At 72.0% G+C, this 17,766-nt stretch carries 16 protein-coding genes; 7 read left to right on the top strand and 9 right to left on the bottom strand.

The genetic code is table 11. The features are described from left to right. Positions 1-169: 169 nt before the first annotated feature. From ACQP00_RS06840 to ACQP00_RS06825, 4 genes are all read left to right on the top strand, one after another. The gene (locus tag ACQP00_RS06840) at positions 170-1,411 is read left to right on the top strand and encodes a cell division protein DivIVA (RefSeq protein WP_433215954.1); all 1,242 of its coding nucleotides are present in this window, start codon (positions 170-172) and stop codon (positions 1,409-1,411) included. 128 nt (positions 1,412-1,539) lie between these two features. After that, positions 1,540-3,342, top strand: a complete 1,803-nt coding sequence (locus ACQP00_RS06835) for a hypothetical protein (RefSeq protein WP_433215951.1) — start codon at positions 1,540-1,542, stop codon at positions 3,340-3,342. A gap of 113 nt (positions 3,343-3,455) precedes the next feature. Beyond that, entirely contained in the window at positions 3,456-4,649 is a 1,194-nt protein-coding gene (locus tag ACQP00_RS06830; RefSeq protein WP_433215948.1) for a methyltransferase domain-containing protein, read from the top strand. A 10-nt stretch (positions 4,650-4,659) separates the two neighbouring features. Then, positions 4,660-5,499 carry a glycosyltransferase gene (locus ACQP00_RS06825; RefSeq protein WP_433215945.1) on the top strand — a complete coding sequence of 280 codons (840 nt, stop codon included), beginning with the start codon at positions 4,660-4,662 and terminating at the stop codon, positions 5,497-5,499. Between the two features lie 350 nt (positions 5,500-5,849). Here ACQP00_RS06825 and ACQP00_RS06820 read toward each other — a convergent pair whose 3' ends face one another. Beyond that, a complete protein-coding gene (locus ACQP00_RS06820; RefSeq protein WP_433215943.1) occupies positions 5,850-7,340 on the bottom strand; it encodes a sugar transferase in 1,491 nt (496 codons plus the stop codon). A 787-nt stretch (positions 7,341-8,127) separates the two neighbouring features. Here ACQP00_RS06820 and ACQP00_RS06815 point away from each other — a divergent pair. After that, positions 8,128-9,102 (top strand): glycosyltransferase family 2 protein, encoded by a 975-nt coding sequence (locus ACQP00_RS06815; RefSeq protein ID WP_433215940.1) that lies wholly within the window; start codon positions 8,128-8,130, stop codon positions 9,100-9,102. A 285-nt stretch (positions 9,103-9,387) separates the two neighbouring features. Here ACQP00_RS06815 and ACQP00_RS06810 read toward each other — a convergent pair whose 3' ends face one another. The 8 genes from ACQP00_RS06810 to ACQP00_RS06775 all read right to left on the bottom strand — a co-directional run bounded on the left by ACQP00_RS06810 (position 9,388) and on the right by ACQP00_RS06775 (position 16,725). Continuing rightward, positions 9,388-9,654 (bottom strand): hypothetical protein, encoded by a 267-nt coding sequence (locus ACQP00_RS06810; RefSeq protein WP_433066310.1) that lies wholly within the window; start codon positions 9,652-9,654, stop codon positions 9,388-9,390. A gap of 87 nt (positions 9,655-9,741) precedes the next feature. Beyond that, positions 9,742-11,610, bottom strand: a complete 1,869-nt coding sequence (locus ACQP00_RS06805; RefSeq protein WP_433215938.1) for a 3-hydroxyacyl-CoA dehydrogenase family protein — start codon at positions 11,608-11,610, stop codon at positions 9,742-9,744. 440 nt (positions 11,611-12,050) lie between these two features. Further along, positions 12,051-13,271, bottom strand: a complete 1,221-nt coding sequence (locus ACQP00_RS06800; protein ID WP_433215935.1) for an RNA polymerase sigma factor — start codon at positions 13,269-13,271, stop codon at positions 12,051-12,053. Then, positions 13,268-13,600 carry a YciI family protein gene (locus tag ACQP00_RS06795; protein WP_433215932.1) on the bottom strand — a complete coding sequence of 111 codons (333 nt, stop codon included), beginning with the start codon at positions 13,598-13,600 and terminating at the stop codon, positions 13,268-13,270. Before ACQP00_RS06795 ends, ACQP00_RS06800 begins: the two co-directional genes overlap by 4 nt. Positions 13,601-13,826: 226 nt before the next feature. Next, a complete protein-coding gene (locus ACQP00_RS06790) occupies positions 13,827-14,597 on the bottom strand; it encodes a maleylpyruvate isomerase family mycothiol-dependent enzyme (protein ID WP_433215929.1) in 771 nt (256 codons plus the stop codon). A 137-nt stretch (positions 14,598-14,734) separates the two neighbouring features. Continuing rightward, positions 14,735-15,235, bottom strand: a complete 501-nt coding sequence (locus tag ACQP00_RS06785; protein ID WP_433215926.1) for a DUF456 domain-containing protein — start codon at positions 15,233-15,235, stop codon at positions 14,735-14,737. A 40-nt stretch (positions 15,236-15,275) separates the two neighbouring features. Further along, positions 15,276-16,175: an alpha/beta fold hydrolase gene (locus ACQP00_RS06780; RefSeq protein ID WP_433215923.1), complete on the bottom strand. Its 900-nt coding sequence runs from the start codon at positions 16,173-16,175 to the stop codon at positions 15,276-15,278. Between the two features lie 145 nt (positions 16,176-16,320). Beyond that, positions 16,321-16,725, bottom strand: a complete 405-nt coding sequence (locus tag ACQP00_RS06775; RefSeq protein WP_433215920.1) for a DUF7144 family membrane protein — start codon at positions 16,723-16,725, stop codon at positions 16,321-16,323. Positions 16,726-16,825: 100 nt separating this feature from the next. Between ACQP00_RS06775 and ACQP00_RS06770 the strand changes: the two genes are divergently transcribed. Beyond that, the gene (locus ACQP00_RS06770) at positions 16,826-17,182 is read left to right on the top strand and encodes a DoxX family protein (RefSeq protein WP_433215917.1); all 357 of its coding nucleotides are present in this window, start codon (positions 16,826-16,828) and stop codon (positions 17,180-17,182) included. A gap of 67 nt (positions 17,183-17,249) precedes the next feature. Beyond that, a complete protein-coding gene (locus ACQP00_RS06765) occupies positions 17,250-17,753 on the top strand; it encodes a MarR family winged helix-turn-helix transcriptional regulator (RefSeq protein WP_433215914.1) in 504 nt (167 codons plus the stop codon). Positions 17,754-17,766: the final 13 nt, after the last annotated feature.

Genomic DNA, 17,766 nt, shown 5'->3' with positions numbered 1-17,766 from the left:
TCCGGTCCTTTCGGTCATCGCCGGTGCCCCGCATGGTCATCCGACACGCCCATAAAGCGTGACAAAAACGCGGCGTGTCCTGGCCTGCGAAAGTTGACCATGAGTGCCGTGCGGAAGTTACCCGTTCCACCCTTGCGAACTCCCCCGGGTGGTCTGCAAGTATGTGCCAATGCCCCAGCAGCAGTCCTCGGTTGATTTCTTCCAGAACGGCTCTGATCACGAAGAGCTGAGTGTCGTCCTGCGCGGTTACGACCGCCAGCAGGTCGACAGCAAGCTGCAGCGCCTCAACGCGCAGATGCAGCAGGCCAATCAGGCCCGCGAAGAGGCCGAGGGCCGACTCGCCGAGGCCCAGCGCCGGGTCCGTCAGGCCGAGCAGCGCCTCGGCACGATGGAGCAGAAGCTCAGCGACACCAACAAGCAGCTGGAAGAGAACAACCGGCCGACCCTGTCGGGGCTGGGCACGCGGGTCGAGCAGATCCTGCGGCTGGCCGAGGAGCAGGCGAACGACCACCGGGGCGAGGCGAAGCGCGAGTCCGAGGGCATCATCTCCGCGGCGCGGCTGGAGGCCCGCGAGATCACCGACAAGGCGCGGGCCGAGTCCGCCGCCATGAAGGCGACCGCGGAGCGCGAGGCGGGCAACCTGCGCACCGCCGCCGAGCGGGAGGCCGCCGAGGTCCGGGTGCAGGCCCGGCGCGAGGCCGACACGCTGCGGGCCGACGCCGAGCGCGAGACGAAGCAGCTGCGCACGGCCACCGCGCACGAGGTCGCCGAGCTCAAGGCGACCGTCGAGCGCGAGGTCGCGACGCTGCGGGCCACCGCCGAGCGGGAGATCACCCAGCTGCGCGCCAAGGCCGCCCGCGAGGCCGAGGAGAAGCGCGCCGAGGCGACCAAGCTGCTCACCGACGCCCGCGACAAGCGCGACAAGGACCTGCAGTCCCTCGCGCTGGAGATCGCCGAGCGACAGGAGAAGGCCGAGCGCGACGAGTCCGCGCGGCACGCCTCCGCCGTCGCCGCCACCCAGAAGCTGGTCACCGAGGCCGAGGGGCGCGCCCGGGCGGCCGAGGACCGGGCCAAGGAGATCGAGCAGCGCGCCGAGACCCGCCGCGTCGAGTCGGAGCGGGCCGCCGCCGAGACCGTCGACAAGGCCAAGAACCTCGCCGACAAGACCGTGAACGAGGCCCGCGCCGAGGCCCACCGGGTGCTCAGCGAGGCCCGGGGCGAGGCCGAGGACACCACGCAGCGCGCCCGCCGCGAGGTCGAGGACCTCACCCGCCAGAAGGATGCGGTTACGTCGCAGCTTGGGCAGATGCTCTCGGGCCTGGCCGGCATCATGCCGACGGTCGCGCCCGCGCAGGGCGGCGGCGACGCCAAGAAGGGCAAGTCGGGCGACGGCGAGAAGGTCACCGCCTAGCAGCATCAAGATCCGCGGCGTGTACGCCGAAGTTCTCGAAGTTCATTCACGGGGAGTTCGTTCGCACGTCCCGCCATGCGCAGTGTGTAATTGCGCGTGGCGGGACGTTGCGTGTGAGGATGGGTGTTATGTCAGATCGCGGTGACCTCTTCAACGCGGGCACTGGAGTGTCCTCGGAGCCCGACTTCGAGACGGCGATCCGGGGCTACCGGCGCGACCAGGTGGACAAGTACTGGACGCAGTCCGAGAACGAGATCGCCGCCCTGAAGCTGGAGAACGAGGAGGTCTGGGGTCAGGTCCAGGCCCTCGCGTCCCAGGTGCAGGACCTGCAGATGGAGATCGCGGAGCTGCGCCGCCTCGCGCCCGGCCGCGGCGAGGTCCTCTCCTTCCGCCACCTCGGCCCGCGCGTCGAGCAGATCCTCGGGCTCGCCGAGGACCAGGCCGCCGACATCCGCGCCAGCGCCGTGCAGGAGATCGCCGGCCTGCGCGCCGAGGCCGAGCGCCTGCTCGCCGAGGCCCGCGCCCGCGCCTCCAAGGCCAACGAGGACTTCGAGCTCGCCCTCGCCGCCCGCCGCTCCGAGGAGGAGCGCTCGGTCGCCAACCGCCGCTCCGCCCTGGACGCCGAGGCCCGCGCGATCGACGAGCGCACCGAGCACGCCCGCGGCGAGGCCGAGCGCACCGTCGCCGCCGCCCAGGCCGAGGCCCAGCGCGTCCACCAGGCCACCACCGCCCAGCTCGAGCAGTTCCGGGCCGAGGCCGAGGCGCACGCCCACCAGGTGCGCACCGCCGCCGAGCAGCACGCCGCCGCCGTCAAGACCGAGGCCGACCAGCACGCCCACACCGTGCGGGCCGCGGCCGAGCAGGAGACCGCGGGCGCCCAGTCGCACGCCGCCGCCCTCGTCGCCCAGGCCCAGGAGCAGGCGGCCACCGTCGCCGCCCAGGCCAAGCACGAGGCCGACACGCTCGCCGCGCAGGCTCAGCAGACCGCCGCCGCCGTGGCCGCCAAGGCCCAGGAGGCCGCGGAGGCCGTCGCCAAGCAGGCCCAGGAGCACGCGGCCACGGTCGCGAAGCAGGCCCAGGAGGCCGCCGCCGCCCTCGCCGCCCAGGCCGAGGCGGCCGCCGCCGAGGCCGCCGAGCAGGCCCGGCTCCGGCTGGAGGCCGACACCGCCACCGCCAAGCAGGCCGCCGACGTCGAGGTCGCCGGCCACCGCGAGACGCTGCAGCAGCAGCTGGCCGACCTGCGCGCCGCCCACGACGCCGAGCTCGCCGAGCAGCGCGCCGCCGCGGCCGCCGAGGTCGAGGCCCTGCGCGCCGGCGCCGCCTCCGAGGTCGAGGCCCTGCGCACCGGCGCCGCCTCCGAGGTCGAGGCGCTGCGCACCGCCGCGGCCGCCGAGGCCGACTCGCTGCGCGCGGACGCCGCGACGCACGCGGAGACCATCAAGGCCGAGGCCGCCACCGAGATCGCGGACGCCGAGAAGGCCACCGCGGCCGCGGCCAAGGCCGAGGAGGCCCGCGTCGCCGCCGAGGCCGCCCGCACCGCCGCCGAGGCCGAGGTGGCCGAGATCCGCGCGGCCGCCGACACCGAGGCCGAGACGTTCAAGGCCCGCATCGCCGCGCTGGAGTCCGAGGCCGACTCGCTGCGCGCGGCCGCCGCCGAGGCCGAGACCCTGCGCGCCACCGCCGCCGAGGCCGACTCGCTGCGCACCGCCGCGGCGGAGGCCGAGTCGCTGCGCGCCGCCGCGGCCGAGGCCGAGTCGCTGAAGGCCCGCATCGCCGCGCTCGAGGCCGAAGTGGTCGAGGCGAAGGCCGACGCGAAGCCGGGCGCCAACGGGAACAAGCCCAAGGCGACCGCGCCGAAGGCCGCCGCGGACCCGGAAGAGGCCCTCTCCACCAACGGCAAGGTCACCGTCGAGGCCAACGGCACGCGCTGATCCCCCCACGCGGAGCGCGCGGCGGGTGACGTTAGGCTGCTGGCCTGACAAACCAGTACGGCCCAGCAACTCTCCACCCGTCGACGATGGTTCGGGGGCCCTTTGCCATGCGCGTGACCACGGAACCGATCGCCCGCGTCTGCGACGCCTGTGACGAGGACAAGCTCGTCCCGTTCGCGGACCTCGGGGACATGCCGGTCCTGTCCGGAGTGCACTGGGAGGCGCACGGCGACGCGGTCGCCACGCCCGTCGGGCGGGTGTCGCTGGCCGCGTGCCCGCGCTGCGCGTACGTGCGCAACATCGCGTTCGAGCCGGAGCGGCTGGTCTACGACACGGCGATGGACACCAGCCGGCACTTCTCCCCCGCGTTCCAGCGCTTCACCTCCGACCTGGTCGAGAACCTCAACGAGCGCTACGACCTGCAGGGCAAGCTGGTCCTGGACATCGGGTGCGGGCAGGGCGAGTTCCTCAAGGAGCTGACCCGGGTCGGCGGCGCGCGCGGGGTCGGCTACGACGCGCGCTACGCCGGCGAGGAGGGCGAGCAGGGCGACACCACGTTCCACAGCGCGCACGCGCCGCGCGGGGGCGGGCTGCCGGAGTACGACTTCTTCACCCTCCGGCACTGGTTCGAGCACCTCGACGACCCGTTCGACTTCCTCGTCGACCTGCGCGAGCAGGCGGCCGGGCGCGAGGTGTTCGGGTACATCGAGATCCCCGACGCCGCCTACGAGCTCGGCAGCGCCGGCTGGCAGGTGGTGTACCCCCAGGTCTCCTACTTCGACGCCTACTCCCTGGCCAACATCGTGGGCCGGGCCGGCTGGACCGTCGAGTCGACCGGCACCCTCTTCTCCGGCATGTACCGCTACGTCGAGGTCTCGGCCAACCGCCCGCGCGCCGGCGGGCACGTCGCGCACACCGGCGAGCTCCCCTCGCTGCGGGCCCGCGACAAGCAGCTCGCGACCGTGGCCGGGTTCGCCGACCGGCACCACGCCGCGCGGGAGCACTGGCGGAGCACGATCGCGCGGCTGGACGCCGAGGGGGCCAAGCCGGTCCTGTGGGGCGCCGGATCGCGCGGCGTGCAGTTCCTCGCCCTGGCCGACCGCGAACTCGCGCTGGCCGCCGTGGTGGACCTCAACCCGCGCAAGTGGGGCCGCTTCCTGCCGGTGACCGGGCACCGGGTCGACCCGCCGTCGGCCCTCACCGCGCTGCAGCCCAAGGCGGTCATCATCACCAACCCGGCGTACCACGAGGAGATCGCCAAGGCCCTCGGCGAACTCGGCGTGGCCGCGGAGATCCTGCAGGCCTGAGGTGGGTGCCGTGGTCAGCATCGTCATCCCGGCGCACAACGAGGCGGCCGTCATCGGGGCCAACCTGCGCCGCCTGCTCGCCGGCACCGAACCCGGCGAGTTCGACGTCATCGTGGTGCCCAACGCCTGCCGCGACCGCACCGCGGAGGCCGCCGCCGAGGTGCCCGGGGTCCGGGTCATCGAGACGTCGGTCCCCGGCAAGGTGCCGGCCCTGCGCCTCGGCGACGAGGCCTGCAAGACCTTCCCGCGGGTGTACCTCGACGCCGACGTCGAGCTGACCGCCGGCTCGGTCCGGGCCCTGGTCGCCGCCTGCGCCCGCCCGGGCGTGCTGGCCGCCGCCCCGGTCCCCGAGCTCGACCTCGCCGGGGTCGGCCGCCTCGTGCGCCGGGTGCACCGCGTCCACGACCGGATGATCGCGCCCTCGCGCGCGCTGGCCGGGGTCGGCGTCTACGTGCTCACCGAGGCGGGCCACGCGCGCGTCTTCCCGATGCCCGACGTGATCGCCGACGACGGCTGGGTGCACACCACCTTCGCGCCGGACGAGCGGGCGGTGGTGGCCGAGGCGCGCTCCGTGGTCCGCCCGGCCCGCACCGTGCAGGCCCACCTGAACCGCCGGGTCCGCGTGCGCCGCGGCAACCGCGAGCTGGCCGCGCTCGACCGCGCCCACGCGGGTGGTCCGGGCCTGGGCTCGCTGGCCGGGCTGGTGCGCCGCCGCGAGGTCAGCCCGATCGACGCCGCCGCCTACCTGAGCGTCCTGGTCCTCGACCGCGCGGTCAGCCGCGTCCGCCGCGACAAAGCGGGCTGGGGCAGCGACCTCAGCACCCGGGCCGCGACGGCGCCGGCCGAATAGTCCCGCCGCGACGACGCGCGCTGCGAAAGCGACCAGAGCACCCGGGCCGCCGCAACGCCCGCCGAATAGTCCCGCCGCGACGACGCGCGCTGCGAAAGCGACCAGAGCACCCGGGCCGCCGCAACGCCCGCCGGACAATCCCGCCGCGACGACGCGCGCTGCGAAAGCGACCAGCGCACCCGGGCCGCCGCAACGCCCGCCGAATGGTCGTGCGGCGACTGAGCGCGCCGCAGGCCGTACAAGTGCGGCGATCGAGCGCGCTGCGGGCCGTACAACTGGGGCAGTAAAACGGCATGAAAAAGTCTCCGGTGGCGCCGGGAAGACCCACCGGAGACTCGGGAAAGCGAAGATCAGTAGGCGCCGGTGCCGCGGACGACGGCGTTCGCGGTGCGGGCCAGGATGCGCAGATCGAGCAGCGGCGACCAGTTGTCGACGTAGTTGAGGTCCAGACGCACCGACTCCTGCCACGACAGCTCCGAGCGCCCGCTGACCTGCCACAGCCCGGTCATCCCGGGCTTCACGAGCAGGCGGCGGCGGACGTCGTCGTCGTAGCCGGCGACCTCCGACATCAACGGCGGGCGCGGGCCGACCATCGACATCGTGCCGTTGATGACGTTGAGCAGCTGGGGCAGCTCGTCCAGCGAGGTGCGGCGCAGGATCGAGCCGACCTTGGTCACCCGCGGGTCCCGCTTCATCTTGAACAGCAGGCCCTCGCTGTGCTGGTTGAGGTGCTCGATGTTCTGCCGCAGCTTGTCCGCGTCCTTGACCATGGTGCGGAACTTGTAGCAGGTGAACTCCTTGCCGTTGATCCCGGCGCGCGGCTGGCGGAACAGGGCCGGCCCGGGGCTGGTGGCCCGGATCATGATCGCCATGACGATCATGAACGGCCCGGCCAGGATCAGCAGGATGGTCGCCAGCAGCCGGTCGAGCACGTTCTTCACCGCCCGCTGCGGCCCGGTGAGGACGGGCGCGCGCACGTGCAGCAACGGGCCGCCGCCGCTGGGCAGCACCGCCACCCGCTCGGGGGCGACCTCGGGCAGGGCCGGCGCGACAAGGAGCTCGATGTCGTTGTCGGAAAGTTCCCAAGCCAGACGCCGCATCTTGTACGGGTCCATCTCCAGCGGCAGCGCCACCAGCACCGCGGTGCAGCCGGCGCTGAGTGCGGTATCGGCGACGTCCTTGAGATCGCCGTACACGGGGATGGAATGTGCCGTGATCTTGCGGGCCTGGTCGAGGTCGGTGATGCACGCGCCGGCGACCCGCAGGCCGTAGGAGCGGTCCCGCTGCAGCGAGGTGAGCAGCGTGACGACCGAGTCGGCCGGGCCGATGACGAGGGTGCGCTGCCGGACGTACTCCCGCTGCACCGTGCGCAGGACCGCCAGCGTGGTGTAGCGACCGGCGATCGTGAGGGCGGTGGCGACCGGCACCGCGACGATGAGCGGCTTGAGCAGGTACAGCATGTCGAACAGCACGCAGACCGGCGCGAGGATCGCGGTCGCGACGACCGCGGCGCGCAGGCTCCGGTAGATCATGCCGGTGCGGTTCTCCAGGAACCACCGGTCGTACATCCGGTTGCCGGCCAGCAGCAACAGCCAGAACAGCCCGAAGGCCGTCACGGAATACGCGGGTGGCACGCCCTCGCCCGGTGCGACGAACGCTCCGCCCATCAGGTTCGCGGCCATGAACAGTACGACGGTCGTGATGGTGATCGTGACCGCCAGCGTGTCGCCGAGAAAGGCGACGAGCAGGTTGCGCCCGGTCGACCTGAGTCGGCGTCGCTGGACTCCTGGGAACGCCGCCATCACCGCGGTCTCGACCGTGGCCGAATCCGCCAGAACCATCCCAACCCCCTTTGCGTACCTACTCAGAGCCACTTCTCGAAGGTTGTGGTGGCGTTCGCCTTCGCCGCGACAGGCGGTACCCGGCCGAACCCCGGCGGTAAGGTACCGAGGAAGTCGCACAGCCGGTACCGTCGTGCCGCATTCCCGACGTGGCTGAAGGTGCTATTGACACCGCGGGTGCAGCGCCTTTGCCCATACCGTCCACCAATAAGGGAAAAAAGGACAAGCCGCCGACCGCTCGGGAAGCCGGTTGCGACGGACCTCGGACGGCATACTTCGGGACAATCACGCTGCGTCGCCTTAATTGGGCTCTATGCCGGACTTAAGGAACGACGTAACGACTACGGACGATATCGCGACCGCTCCTGAGCAGCACGAACGCATGATCAACGTGTCGCCAGGCATGATCACCGTCCGTTCAAGAGTCGTTACATCCCGAAAAACCGAGCCGAGCGTCACCGACGAGCTTTGCCCGCATCCTTGTTTACCTGTCGCGACCCGTTCCGGCCACCGCTGGCAATGGTGCAAGGAATGTTTTCAACGCATCGGCACAAATAGTCGGCAGGGCTTTCCGAGCCGCCGTTGGGAGAGTAGCAGCGACCTGCGACATGGCGGCAGGCGGACCCGAGCCGAGTTCATGTCCGGAATGATCGTTTTCGCTGCTCGCGACGCCCGTCCGTCGGGTTCTCACCCGACCTGTCGGCGGACATCCCCCGGTACTTTCGGCCCATTCACCCCCGCCGCCGGTACTATCCGGGAAGCTTCAGCCTCGCCGTGGGAGCCGCTCGTGAGCCAGCCAGGTCCGGTCGTCAGCATTGTCACCGTCGCGCACAACGCCCGCGAGGTTCTGCTCAAGGGCCTCGCCGCGCTGCAGCACGGCACCGAGGTCCCGGCCGAGATGATCGTCGTGGACAACGCGTCGACCGACAACACCGCCGCCGCCGTCCGGCACGCCTTCCGCGCCGTGACGCTGATCCGCCGCGACGAGGCGCTGCCCGCCACCGCCGCGCTCAACCTGGGCGCGGCGAACGCGCGGGCGCCGTGGCTGCTGTTCCTGGACCCGGGCCTGGCGCCGGTCGGGGACACGGTGCGCACGCTGGTCGAGCACGCGGGCTCGCATCCGGCCGACCGGCTCTTCACCGGCCGCACCCTGCGCGGCCACGCCGACGACGGCCGGACCGTGGAGGGCCCGCCCTCGCTGCTGGGCACCGCCTGCCTCGCGGCCGGCCTGCCGTTCGACCCCGAACGACTCCCCCGCCTGGACCGCGCGATCGGCGGCGCCGTGCCCGCCCTGACCCCGCGCATGCTGCTCATCGAGCGGGAGCTGTGGGAGCGCCTGGACGGCTTCGACGAGCGCATGCCCACGGCCGACCTGTCCCTGCGCGCCCAGGCCCTCGGCGCCCGCCCCGTCCTCGTCCCCGACGCGCAGATGCTCGCCATCCCGCCCGACCGCCCGGCCGGCCGGCACGCGGCCCCGGAGCCCGACCGTCGGCCGGCCCGCCTGGTGAGCACGGCCCTCCTGCGCGAGCGCATGGCGTTCGCCCACCGCCACTTCGCACCGGGCCGCGTCCGGGCGGCCGCGCTGCTGCTCTCCGCGGCCGCGCTGGTGCGCTCGGGCTTCGGCGAGCCATGGCTGTCAATCTGGCGCCGGCGCGACGAGTGGCTGGCGACGCCTGAGCCGCTGCCGTTCGTACCGTTGCCGCGCCGTGCCCTCGTCCAACGAGAACTCGTGAGCCGCCGCCAGGACCTGCCCCAGCCCTAACGCGGCCCACTGCACGTCATCGCCGCGCGCGGGTTGCCTTCAGCCGCAATGCGAGAGACGCCGCACGTTCGCAACACGGGGCGCTGAACGGTGGCACCACGCGCGCGTTGCCTTCAGCCGCAACTCGGGAGACGCCACACGCTCGCAGCGTGGGGCGCTGAACGCCGGCAACGCGGGTGCGCTGCTCGTTGGCAACGCGGGTGCGCTGCTTGTTGACAACGCGGGTGGGCTGCTTATTGGCAACGCGGGTGGGCTGCTCGTTGGCGCCGTGCGCGAGGGCGGCCGTCAGCCGTAGCGCGGGGCGCTGCGGCTGCGCTGGACGTTCGGGCCGCGCCGGTCGCGGGCCCGCCAGCAGCCGGTGTGCCAGTGCCGGCGGTCGGTCAGGTCGCCGCGCTCGTCGGCCGGCCAGGCCACGAGGTGCGGGACGCCGGGGCCGATCTCCTGGTCGCAGCCGGGGCAGCGGTACGCCTTGGTGGCCGCGCCCGCGGGGATGTTGCGCACCTGCCACTCGCCGTCGCTCCACTGCTGCACGCTGCCGACGCCCCGCTTGATCCGGTCGAGATCGAGCGGTGGCGGGTCTTCGTCGCGCTTGGGGTGGTTGCGCCGGGGGGACACGCTGTCCAGCCTATCCGGCCGGTTTCAACGCTTCGAGTAGTCGCGGAAACCCCGGCCCACCTTGCGGCCCAGGTAGCCGGCGGTCACGAGGTGCTCCAGCAGCGGCGCGGGCGCGAAGCCGGGTTCCCGCAGCTCCAGGTACAACTCTCGCTGGATGGCCAGCGCGACGTCCAGCCCGATCACGTCGAGCAGCTCGAACGGGCCCATCGGGTAGCCGCAGCCCAGCTTCATCGCGTGGTCGATGTCGTCCGCCGTCGAGTAGGAGGCCTCGACCATCTTGACGGCGTCGTTGAGGTACGGGAACAACAGCGCGTTGACCACGAACCCGGAACGGTCGGCGCACACCACCGGGTGCTTCTGCAGCGCCCGGCACAGCGCGGTCGCGGTGGCCACCGTCGCCTCCGACGTGCGGATCGTGCGTACCACCTCGACCAGCCCCATCACCGGGGCCGGGTTGAAGAAGTGCAGCCCGACCACGTCGGCCGGGCGCTCGGTCGCGACCGCGAGCTCGATGACCGGCAGGCTCGACGTGGTGGTCGCGAGCACGACGCCGGGCTTGCAGATCTCGTCGAGCGAGGCGAACAGCGCCTTCTTGACCGACAGCTCCTCGACGACCGCCTCGACGACCAGGTCGACGTCGGCCAGGTGCTCGACCGTGGCGGACCAGGTGACCCGGCCCAGCGCGGCGTCCCGGCCGGCCTCGTCGAGCTTGCCGCGGACCACGGCCTTGTTCAGCGACGTCTTGAGCGCCTCACACGTGCGGCCCGACTGCTCGGCGCCGCGGGTCACTGAGACGACCTCGAACCCAGCGCGGGCAAGGACCTCGATGATCCCGGTGGCCATCGTGCCGGAACCGATCACGCCGACCTTCACGATCGAGCGCACGTCGAGCCCGAGACCGGCCGCGCCCGCATCGAGCTCACGAGCGACCGCGCCCGCGCCGAGCCCGGAAGCGACCCCGCGCGCGTCGAGCCCGGAAGCGGCCGCGCTGACCGGGGTGGCCTCGTCGGGCACAACGACCGGTGAGCCCGGCTTCTCGTACGTGTAGAAACCCCGCCCCGACTTCCGCCCGAGCAGCCCCGCGGTGACCATCTGCTTGATCAGCGGCACCGGCGCGTGCCGGCGGTCGCGGCCGCCGCGGCGGTACATCGTGTCGAGGATCTCGTAGGCGGTGTCGATGCCGATCAGGTCCATCAGCGCGAGCGGCCCCATCGGCAGCCCGCAGCCCAGCTTCATCGCGGCGTCGAGGTCCTCCCGGCTCGCGTACCTGGCTTCCAGGAGCGAGACGGCCTGGTTGAGGTACCCGAACAACAGGGCGTTGGCAATGAACCCGGCCCGGTCGCCGATGGTCACGTCGACCTTGCCCAGCCGCTTGCACAGCGCCTCGATGTCGGTGACCACCTCCTCGTCGGTGACGACGGTCCGCACGATCTCGACCAGCTTCATGACCGGCGCCGGGTTGAAGAAATGCATCCCGACGACCTGGTTGGGCCGGCTCGTGGCGACCGAGATCTCGGTCACCGAGAGGCTGGACGTGTTCGTGGCCAGGATCGCGTCGCGCTTGCAGACCCGGTCGAGCTCGCCGAAGATCGTCTGCTTCAGTTCCAGCTTCTCCGGTACGGCCTCAATCACCAGATCCACCGCCCGCAACGCGTCCAGCCCGACGGCGAACGTCACCCGCTCCAGCAGCGCGGCCCGCTCGTCCGCGGAGAGCTTGCCCTTGCGCACGGCCCGATCGACACTGCCGTTGAGCGTCTCCCGGCCCCGCTCGAGCGCGGCGTCGCCGACCTCGACGGCCAGGACGTCGATCCCGTTGCGGGCGAACACCTCGACGATGCCGGCGCCCATCGTCCCGAGCCCCACCACCCCAACGGATGCAATCGAGCGCGCCATGTCGCCGGCCTCCCTAACGCTCCCTCAAGTTACCGGCGAGTCTGCCATGCCCACACCCATCGATCCCCCAACGTGTGGCGAATCCCCCTGTCCTTCATAAACCGGCGGAGAACAAGCGCCAGCACGCAGTGGCCTCAGCCCGGACCCGAACCGTCGCGCCGCCGCACCAGGTAAGCCGTCCCCGCCGAGAAGCGACCTCAGCCAACTGGTCGCGGCGCCGCACCAGGTCGGCCCCGCCGAGATGCGGCCTCAGCCCGGACCGAGCCGATCGCGGCGCCGCACCAGGCACGCCGTCGCAACACGAGAAGCGGCCTCAGCCCCGACCCAGCCGATCGCGGCGCCGTACCAGGCACGCCGTCGCAGCACGAGAAGCGGCCTCAGCCCCGACCCAGCCGATCGCAGCGCCCGCACCAGATACGCCGGCCCGCCGAGAAACGGCCTCAGCCCCGACCCAGCTGATCGCGGCGCCGCACCAGGTAAGCCGTCTCCGCGGAGTTGCCGTCGAGCGCGATGGCCCGCTCGTACGCCGCCCGAGCATCCCCACTGCGCCCGACCCGCCGCAGCAGGTCGGCCCGCGTGGCGTGGAACGCGCGGTACCCGTCCAGCGGCAGCCCCTCGAGCTGCGCCAGCGCCACCTCCGGCCCGTCCACCTCGGCGACCGCGATGGCCCGGTTCAGCCGCACGATCGGCGACGGATCGACCCGCGCCAGCTGGTCGTAGAGCGCCACCACCTGCCACCAGTCGGTGTCGCGGATGTCCCGGGCGTCGGTGTGCACGGCGTTGATCGCGGCCAGGATCTGATAGCGCCCGGGCGCCTCCCCGGCCGCCAGCCGCGCCCGCACCAGCGCGTGCCCCTCGGCGATCAGCGCCCGGTCCCACGCCCCGCGATCCTGCTCGTCGAGCGGCACCAGCTCGCCGCCCGCCGACACGCGGGCCGCCCGCCGCGCCTCGATCAGCAGCATCAGCGCCAGCAGCCCCGCGACCTCCCCGTCGTCCGGCAGCAGCACCTTGACCAGCCGCGCCAGCCGGATGGCCTCGCCGGTCAACTCGCCGCGAACGGTCTCCCCGCCCGGCTCCGAGCCCAGGTACCCCTCGTTGAAGATCAGGAACAGCACGGTCAGCACACCGGCGACGCGGCCGGGCAGGTCCTCGCGATCCGGCACCCGGTACGGGATGTGGGCCGCCTTGATCTTCTCTTTGGCCCGCGTGATCCGCCGGCTCATCGCGGTCTCCTGGACGAGAAACGCCCGGGCGATCTCGGCCACCGTGAGCCCGCCGACCATCCGCAGCGTCAGCGCGACCCGCGCCTCCAGGTTGAGCGCCGGGTGGCAGCAGGTGAACACGAGCCGCAGCCGGTCGTCGTCGATCACCCCCAGCGGCTCGGGCGTGTCGGCCAGCATGAGCGCCTCCCGCTGCTTCTCGTCCCGCCGTACCTCACGCCGGAGCCGATCGATCGCCTTGCGGTGCGCCGTGGTGGTGAGCCAGGCCCCCGGCTTCGGCGGCACCCCGTCCACCGGCCACCGCTCCACGGCGGCGGCGAACGCCTCGGCCGCCATCTCCTCGGCGATGTCGAGATCCCCGATCCGCCGCGCCAGCGTCGCGACCACCTGGGCCCACTGCTCCCGGTGGGCCCGCTCGATCGCCGCGTGCACGTCGCTCACAGGACGGGCCGCAGCTCGACCTTCCGGTTGCAGGCCTTCGACCCCATGGTCGCCAGCCGCAACGCCACGTCCAGGTCCTCGGCCTCGATCACCCAGAACCCGATCACGTACTCCTTCGACTCCAGGTACGGCCCGTCGGTGATCACCGGCTCGCCCTGCCCCCGCGCGTCCACGACGGTCGCGTTGCTGGGCGCGCTGAGCCCGTTCGCGAACACCCAGTGCCCCTTGGCCTGCAGCTCCTGCTCGTTGAACAGATCGATCGCGGCCTCCTCCTCAGGGTTGGCCAGATCGACCCCGTCACTGAGCACATTCATCAGGTACTGCGCCATCGAACCCATCTCCGTTCGGTCGTCCTGCCGTCCGTCACCCCACCTACGAACGACCCTCCCCCGATCCGACAGCCACCACCGAACATTTCCGCAAAACCCCGACCCCGACGGCCCGAACCCTGCTGCGCGGTCTCCCTGCCCATCCCCGACGGCCCGGACTCTCCTGCGCGGTCTTCCTACCTGCCCCCGGCCCCCCGGCCCCCCCGGCCCCCGGCCTTCGACCACCTCACGTCCAGCGGATCGTCGCCCGCTCGCGCCAGAGCGTCAGCACCGACTCGTCCCCGCCCACATCCAGATCGGCAGTGCTCCGCCGGTTCCACAGCGCCAGATACAGCGAACTCGCCGGCCCCCGCAACGTGCAGTCCGCGTCCGCAGCAGCCCCCCGCGTGATAGCCGCGCCCGACGGGGTCATCGTGACGGTCCACGCCCGCGGCCCATCCGACGCCGCCCCGTCCAAGGCATGCACCGACAGCGTGCACGACTTCTCGCTCCGCAGCCGCCGCCCTCGCGACCCGTAGAACCCCATCAACAGCTCATCGATCCCGTCCAGCCCCAGATCGGCCTCGACCCCGGCGATGTCGCCCACGGCGCCCTGCAGATCGGCCCGGTGGATCGTCGTCTCGTGCGCCTGCCGCCGGGCCCAGAACGCGAGCGGCGTCTCGGCCGGCAGGAAGTGCCAGCACGCGGTGTCCGCCGGCGCCGCCCGCAGCAGGTCGACCAAGGCCCCGTGCCCCGCCTGGAACCACTCGAGCAGCGCGCCGTCCGCCGGGAAGGGCCCGACCGCGTCCGCCTCCTCGTCGTCGGTCAGGATCGCGGTCCGGCAGTCGCGCACATAGGTCGCGGCCCACCGATGCACATACCCGACGTGCTGCACGAGTTCCCGGACGCTCCACTCGGGGCAGGTCGGAACCGGGGCGTCGAAGCCGGCCTTCTCCGCGGCATCGACGAGATCCAGCCCACCGCGCTCCAATGCGTCGATATGCCGACCGATCTCCATGCCGACACAGTGCCACACAGGTACGACATTTTTCCGCGACGCGTCACCCTACGAGGACACCCGCGACCCAGAAGGCCGCGAAGATCAGCGTCACCCTACGAGGACACCCGCGACCCAGAAGGCCGCGAAGATCAGCGTCACCCTACGAGGACACCCGCGACCCAGATGGCCGCGATGATCAGCGCCGTCGCCAGCTCGATCAGCATCGACAGCCCCGCCGCCTTGAGCGCGTGCTTGGTCGACTGCCACGCGCGGGAGCGGTCGCTCTGCCGGGCCAGCTCCACCAGGAAGATGGCCAGCACGAAGCCGATCACCAGGCCGACCACCGGGATCAGGAAGAACCCGATGATGCCGCCCACGCCGCCGAGGAACAGCGTCAGGTTCGACACCCCGGCGCGCTTGAGGTTGCGGCCCGGCACGAGGTACTTCGCGACGAAGCCCAGCGCCAGCACCACCGTCGCCGCGACGCCGACGGTCCAGCCGGTCGCACCGTGGCCCCCGAACACCGACCACGCGGCCACGCCCGCCCAGCACAGCAGCAGGCCCGGGACCATCGGCACGAGCACGCCGATGATCCCGACCACCACGCAGATCGGGGCGATGAGGGAGACCAGGCCGCCGCTGTCAGTCACATCCACAGAAGACACTGTGCGGCACGCGGCGCCCGGCCGCACTCCCTCAGGAGCCGACGACCTCCCGCAGCACGGCGGCGAACTCCTCCGGCCGCTCGACGTGCGGGCTGTGGCCCACGCCGGTCCAGACGATCTCCTTGTACGGCCCGTACCGCTCGAACACCGCCCGCGTCTGCCCCACCATCGGCTGCGGCGGGCACTCCTCCTCGCCCGGCCAGCCGGGGACGGCCCCCAGCTTGCCCAGCAGCGCGAGGTCGAACATCGAGGCGTCGGAGACGATCGCGTCCTGGTCGCCGCGGATCCACGTGATCGGCGGCTTCACCGGCACGTCCACGATGCCGGACAGGTTCAGCCACCTGGGCGACATGGTGTTCAGCACGCCCTTGGTGCCGGGACCCATGCCGGGCCAGTTCTCGCTGACGGTACCGTCGCCGGGGTATTGCTCCTCGCTCACCGCCGTGGACAGCATCGAGGTGAGCAGCAGCTCCTCGTCCGCGCCGAAGTCGAACCCGGGCGCGGCGTAGAAGGCGTGCAGGACGTTGCGCGGGCTGGCCTGCTCCTCGATGCCGCGGTCGCCGGCGGCCAGCAGCCGCACGAAGTCCGGATTGACCGATCCGCCGCCGGTGCCGGCGAAGTCGGGCGAGGTCGGCGCGCCGTCGAGGTCGCGGGTGCCGCCGAAGCCGAACGGCGAGACCGGCGCCTCCAGCACCAGCGCCCCGATCCGCTCGGGATGGTCCAGCAGCAGCTGCATGGCCACGCCGCCGCCCATCGAGTGGGCGACCACGGTGACCGGCCCGGACGCGTCGGACAGCTCGGCGAGCAGCGGCGCGATGTCGTCGGCGAAGTCGCGCAGGCCCCGGGTCGCGTCGATGCCGAGGGCGGGACTCTGGCCGTACCCCCGCAGGTCGGGCAGCACCAGCCGCCAGTGCGGCGGCAGGTGGCGCACGAGGGGTTCCCAGTATGTCGAATCGGAACAATTGCCGTGAATGAGCAGGACGATAGGGCCGTCCGCCGGCCCTTGGGTGGTGACGTGCATCACCGCATGGTCGCACCGGATGGGGGCCGGTCACATGTGGCCGGCTCACACACTGCTAGCGCAGCACGGCCTCGTCGCGGCCATACCGCGTCAGGGCCCAGATCACCGCGACGTCGGCGGCGATGATCAGCATCGACCACAGCGGGTAGTACGGCAGGAACAGGAAGTTGGCGATCGCGCTCAGCGACGCCAGCACGATGCCGAGCACCCGCCCCCAGAGCTGCCCGGCGAGCACGGCCCCGCCGCCGGCCGCGACCAGCACGCCGAGCGCGAGGTGGATCCAGCCCCAGGCCACGACGTTGAAGCCGAAGATGTAGCTGTCGGCCAGGATGTAGAAGGTCCGCTCGAAGAGTGCCGTGAGCCCGACGACGACCTGGAAGATGCCGACGACGATCATCATGCTGCCGGCGAACACCGCGAACCCGGTGACCCAGCGGGACTGCCGTTCCAACGTCTCCATGGGCACACGGTGGGCGCCGCGCGGATGAGCCCCCATCACCCGACGGCGGCGATGATCGAGCCACGGCGAGACACTTGACGCTTCAAGTAAAGTCCCCGGCATGAATATTTTTCTGTGGGTCCTGCAGATCCTGCTCGGCGTCGCCTTCATCGGCGCGGGCGCGATGAAGGCCACCCAGCCCGTCGACAAACTGGCCAAGAACATGACCTGGGTCAGCCGGTACAGCCAGAACACCGTCAGATTCATCGGCGTCATGGAGATCCTGGGCGGCCTCGGGCTGATCCTGCCCTGGGCGACCGGGATCGCGACCATCCTGACCCCGCTGGCCGCCGTCGGCCTGGCGCTGATCATGCTGCTGGCGATCGTCGACCACGCCCGCGCCAAGGAGTACCCGATGATCGGCTTCAACGTGCTCCTGGGCGCCATCGCCGTGGTGATCGCGATCGGGCGCTTCTGACGCGTATCGGACGCGTCGTTGGCCTCCCCGTGCAAGATCCGGGCACCATTGAAGGAACATGGAACCCATGACCGAAGAGGCACGATGGCTGGACGACACCGAGCGCCGCGCTTGGATGTCGCTGCTGGCCATCGTGCTCGTCGGATTCCCCGAGCTGGAACGCACGTTCCGGCCGCACGGCATGGTCCACGTCGAGTACGGCCTGCTCGCCGCGCTCAGCGACGCCGGCGACGGCCTGCGCCTGTCCGACCTCGCGGGGCAGATGAACATGTCGGCCAGCCGGCTGAGCCACCGGATGCGCAAGCTCGTCGACCTCGGGTACGTCGAGATCTCCGGCGACGCCTGCGACGGGCGGGTCAGCATCGCCCGGGTCACCGAGGCCGGCCGCGAGTTCGCCCGCACCGTCGCGCCCGCGCACCTCGCCGACGTCCGCCGGCTCATCTTCGACCACCTCGACGAGGCCCAGACCCGGGCATTGGCCGAGGCCCTGGGCGCGGTCGCGGAGAAGCTCGGCGACTCGTGCCCGGGCGCTCCGAAGGGTCCGCCGGTACCCGGCGCACGGGCCATATAAATGACCACGCGAG

The organism is Dactylosporangium sp. CS-047395, assembly GCF_050942185.1.
Lineage (GTDB): Bacteria > Actinomycetota > Actinomycetes > Mycobacteriales > Micromonosporaceae > Dactylosporangium.
This window is presented reverse-complemented; position numbering and strand designations above follow the sequence as displayed.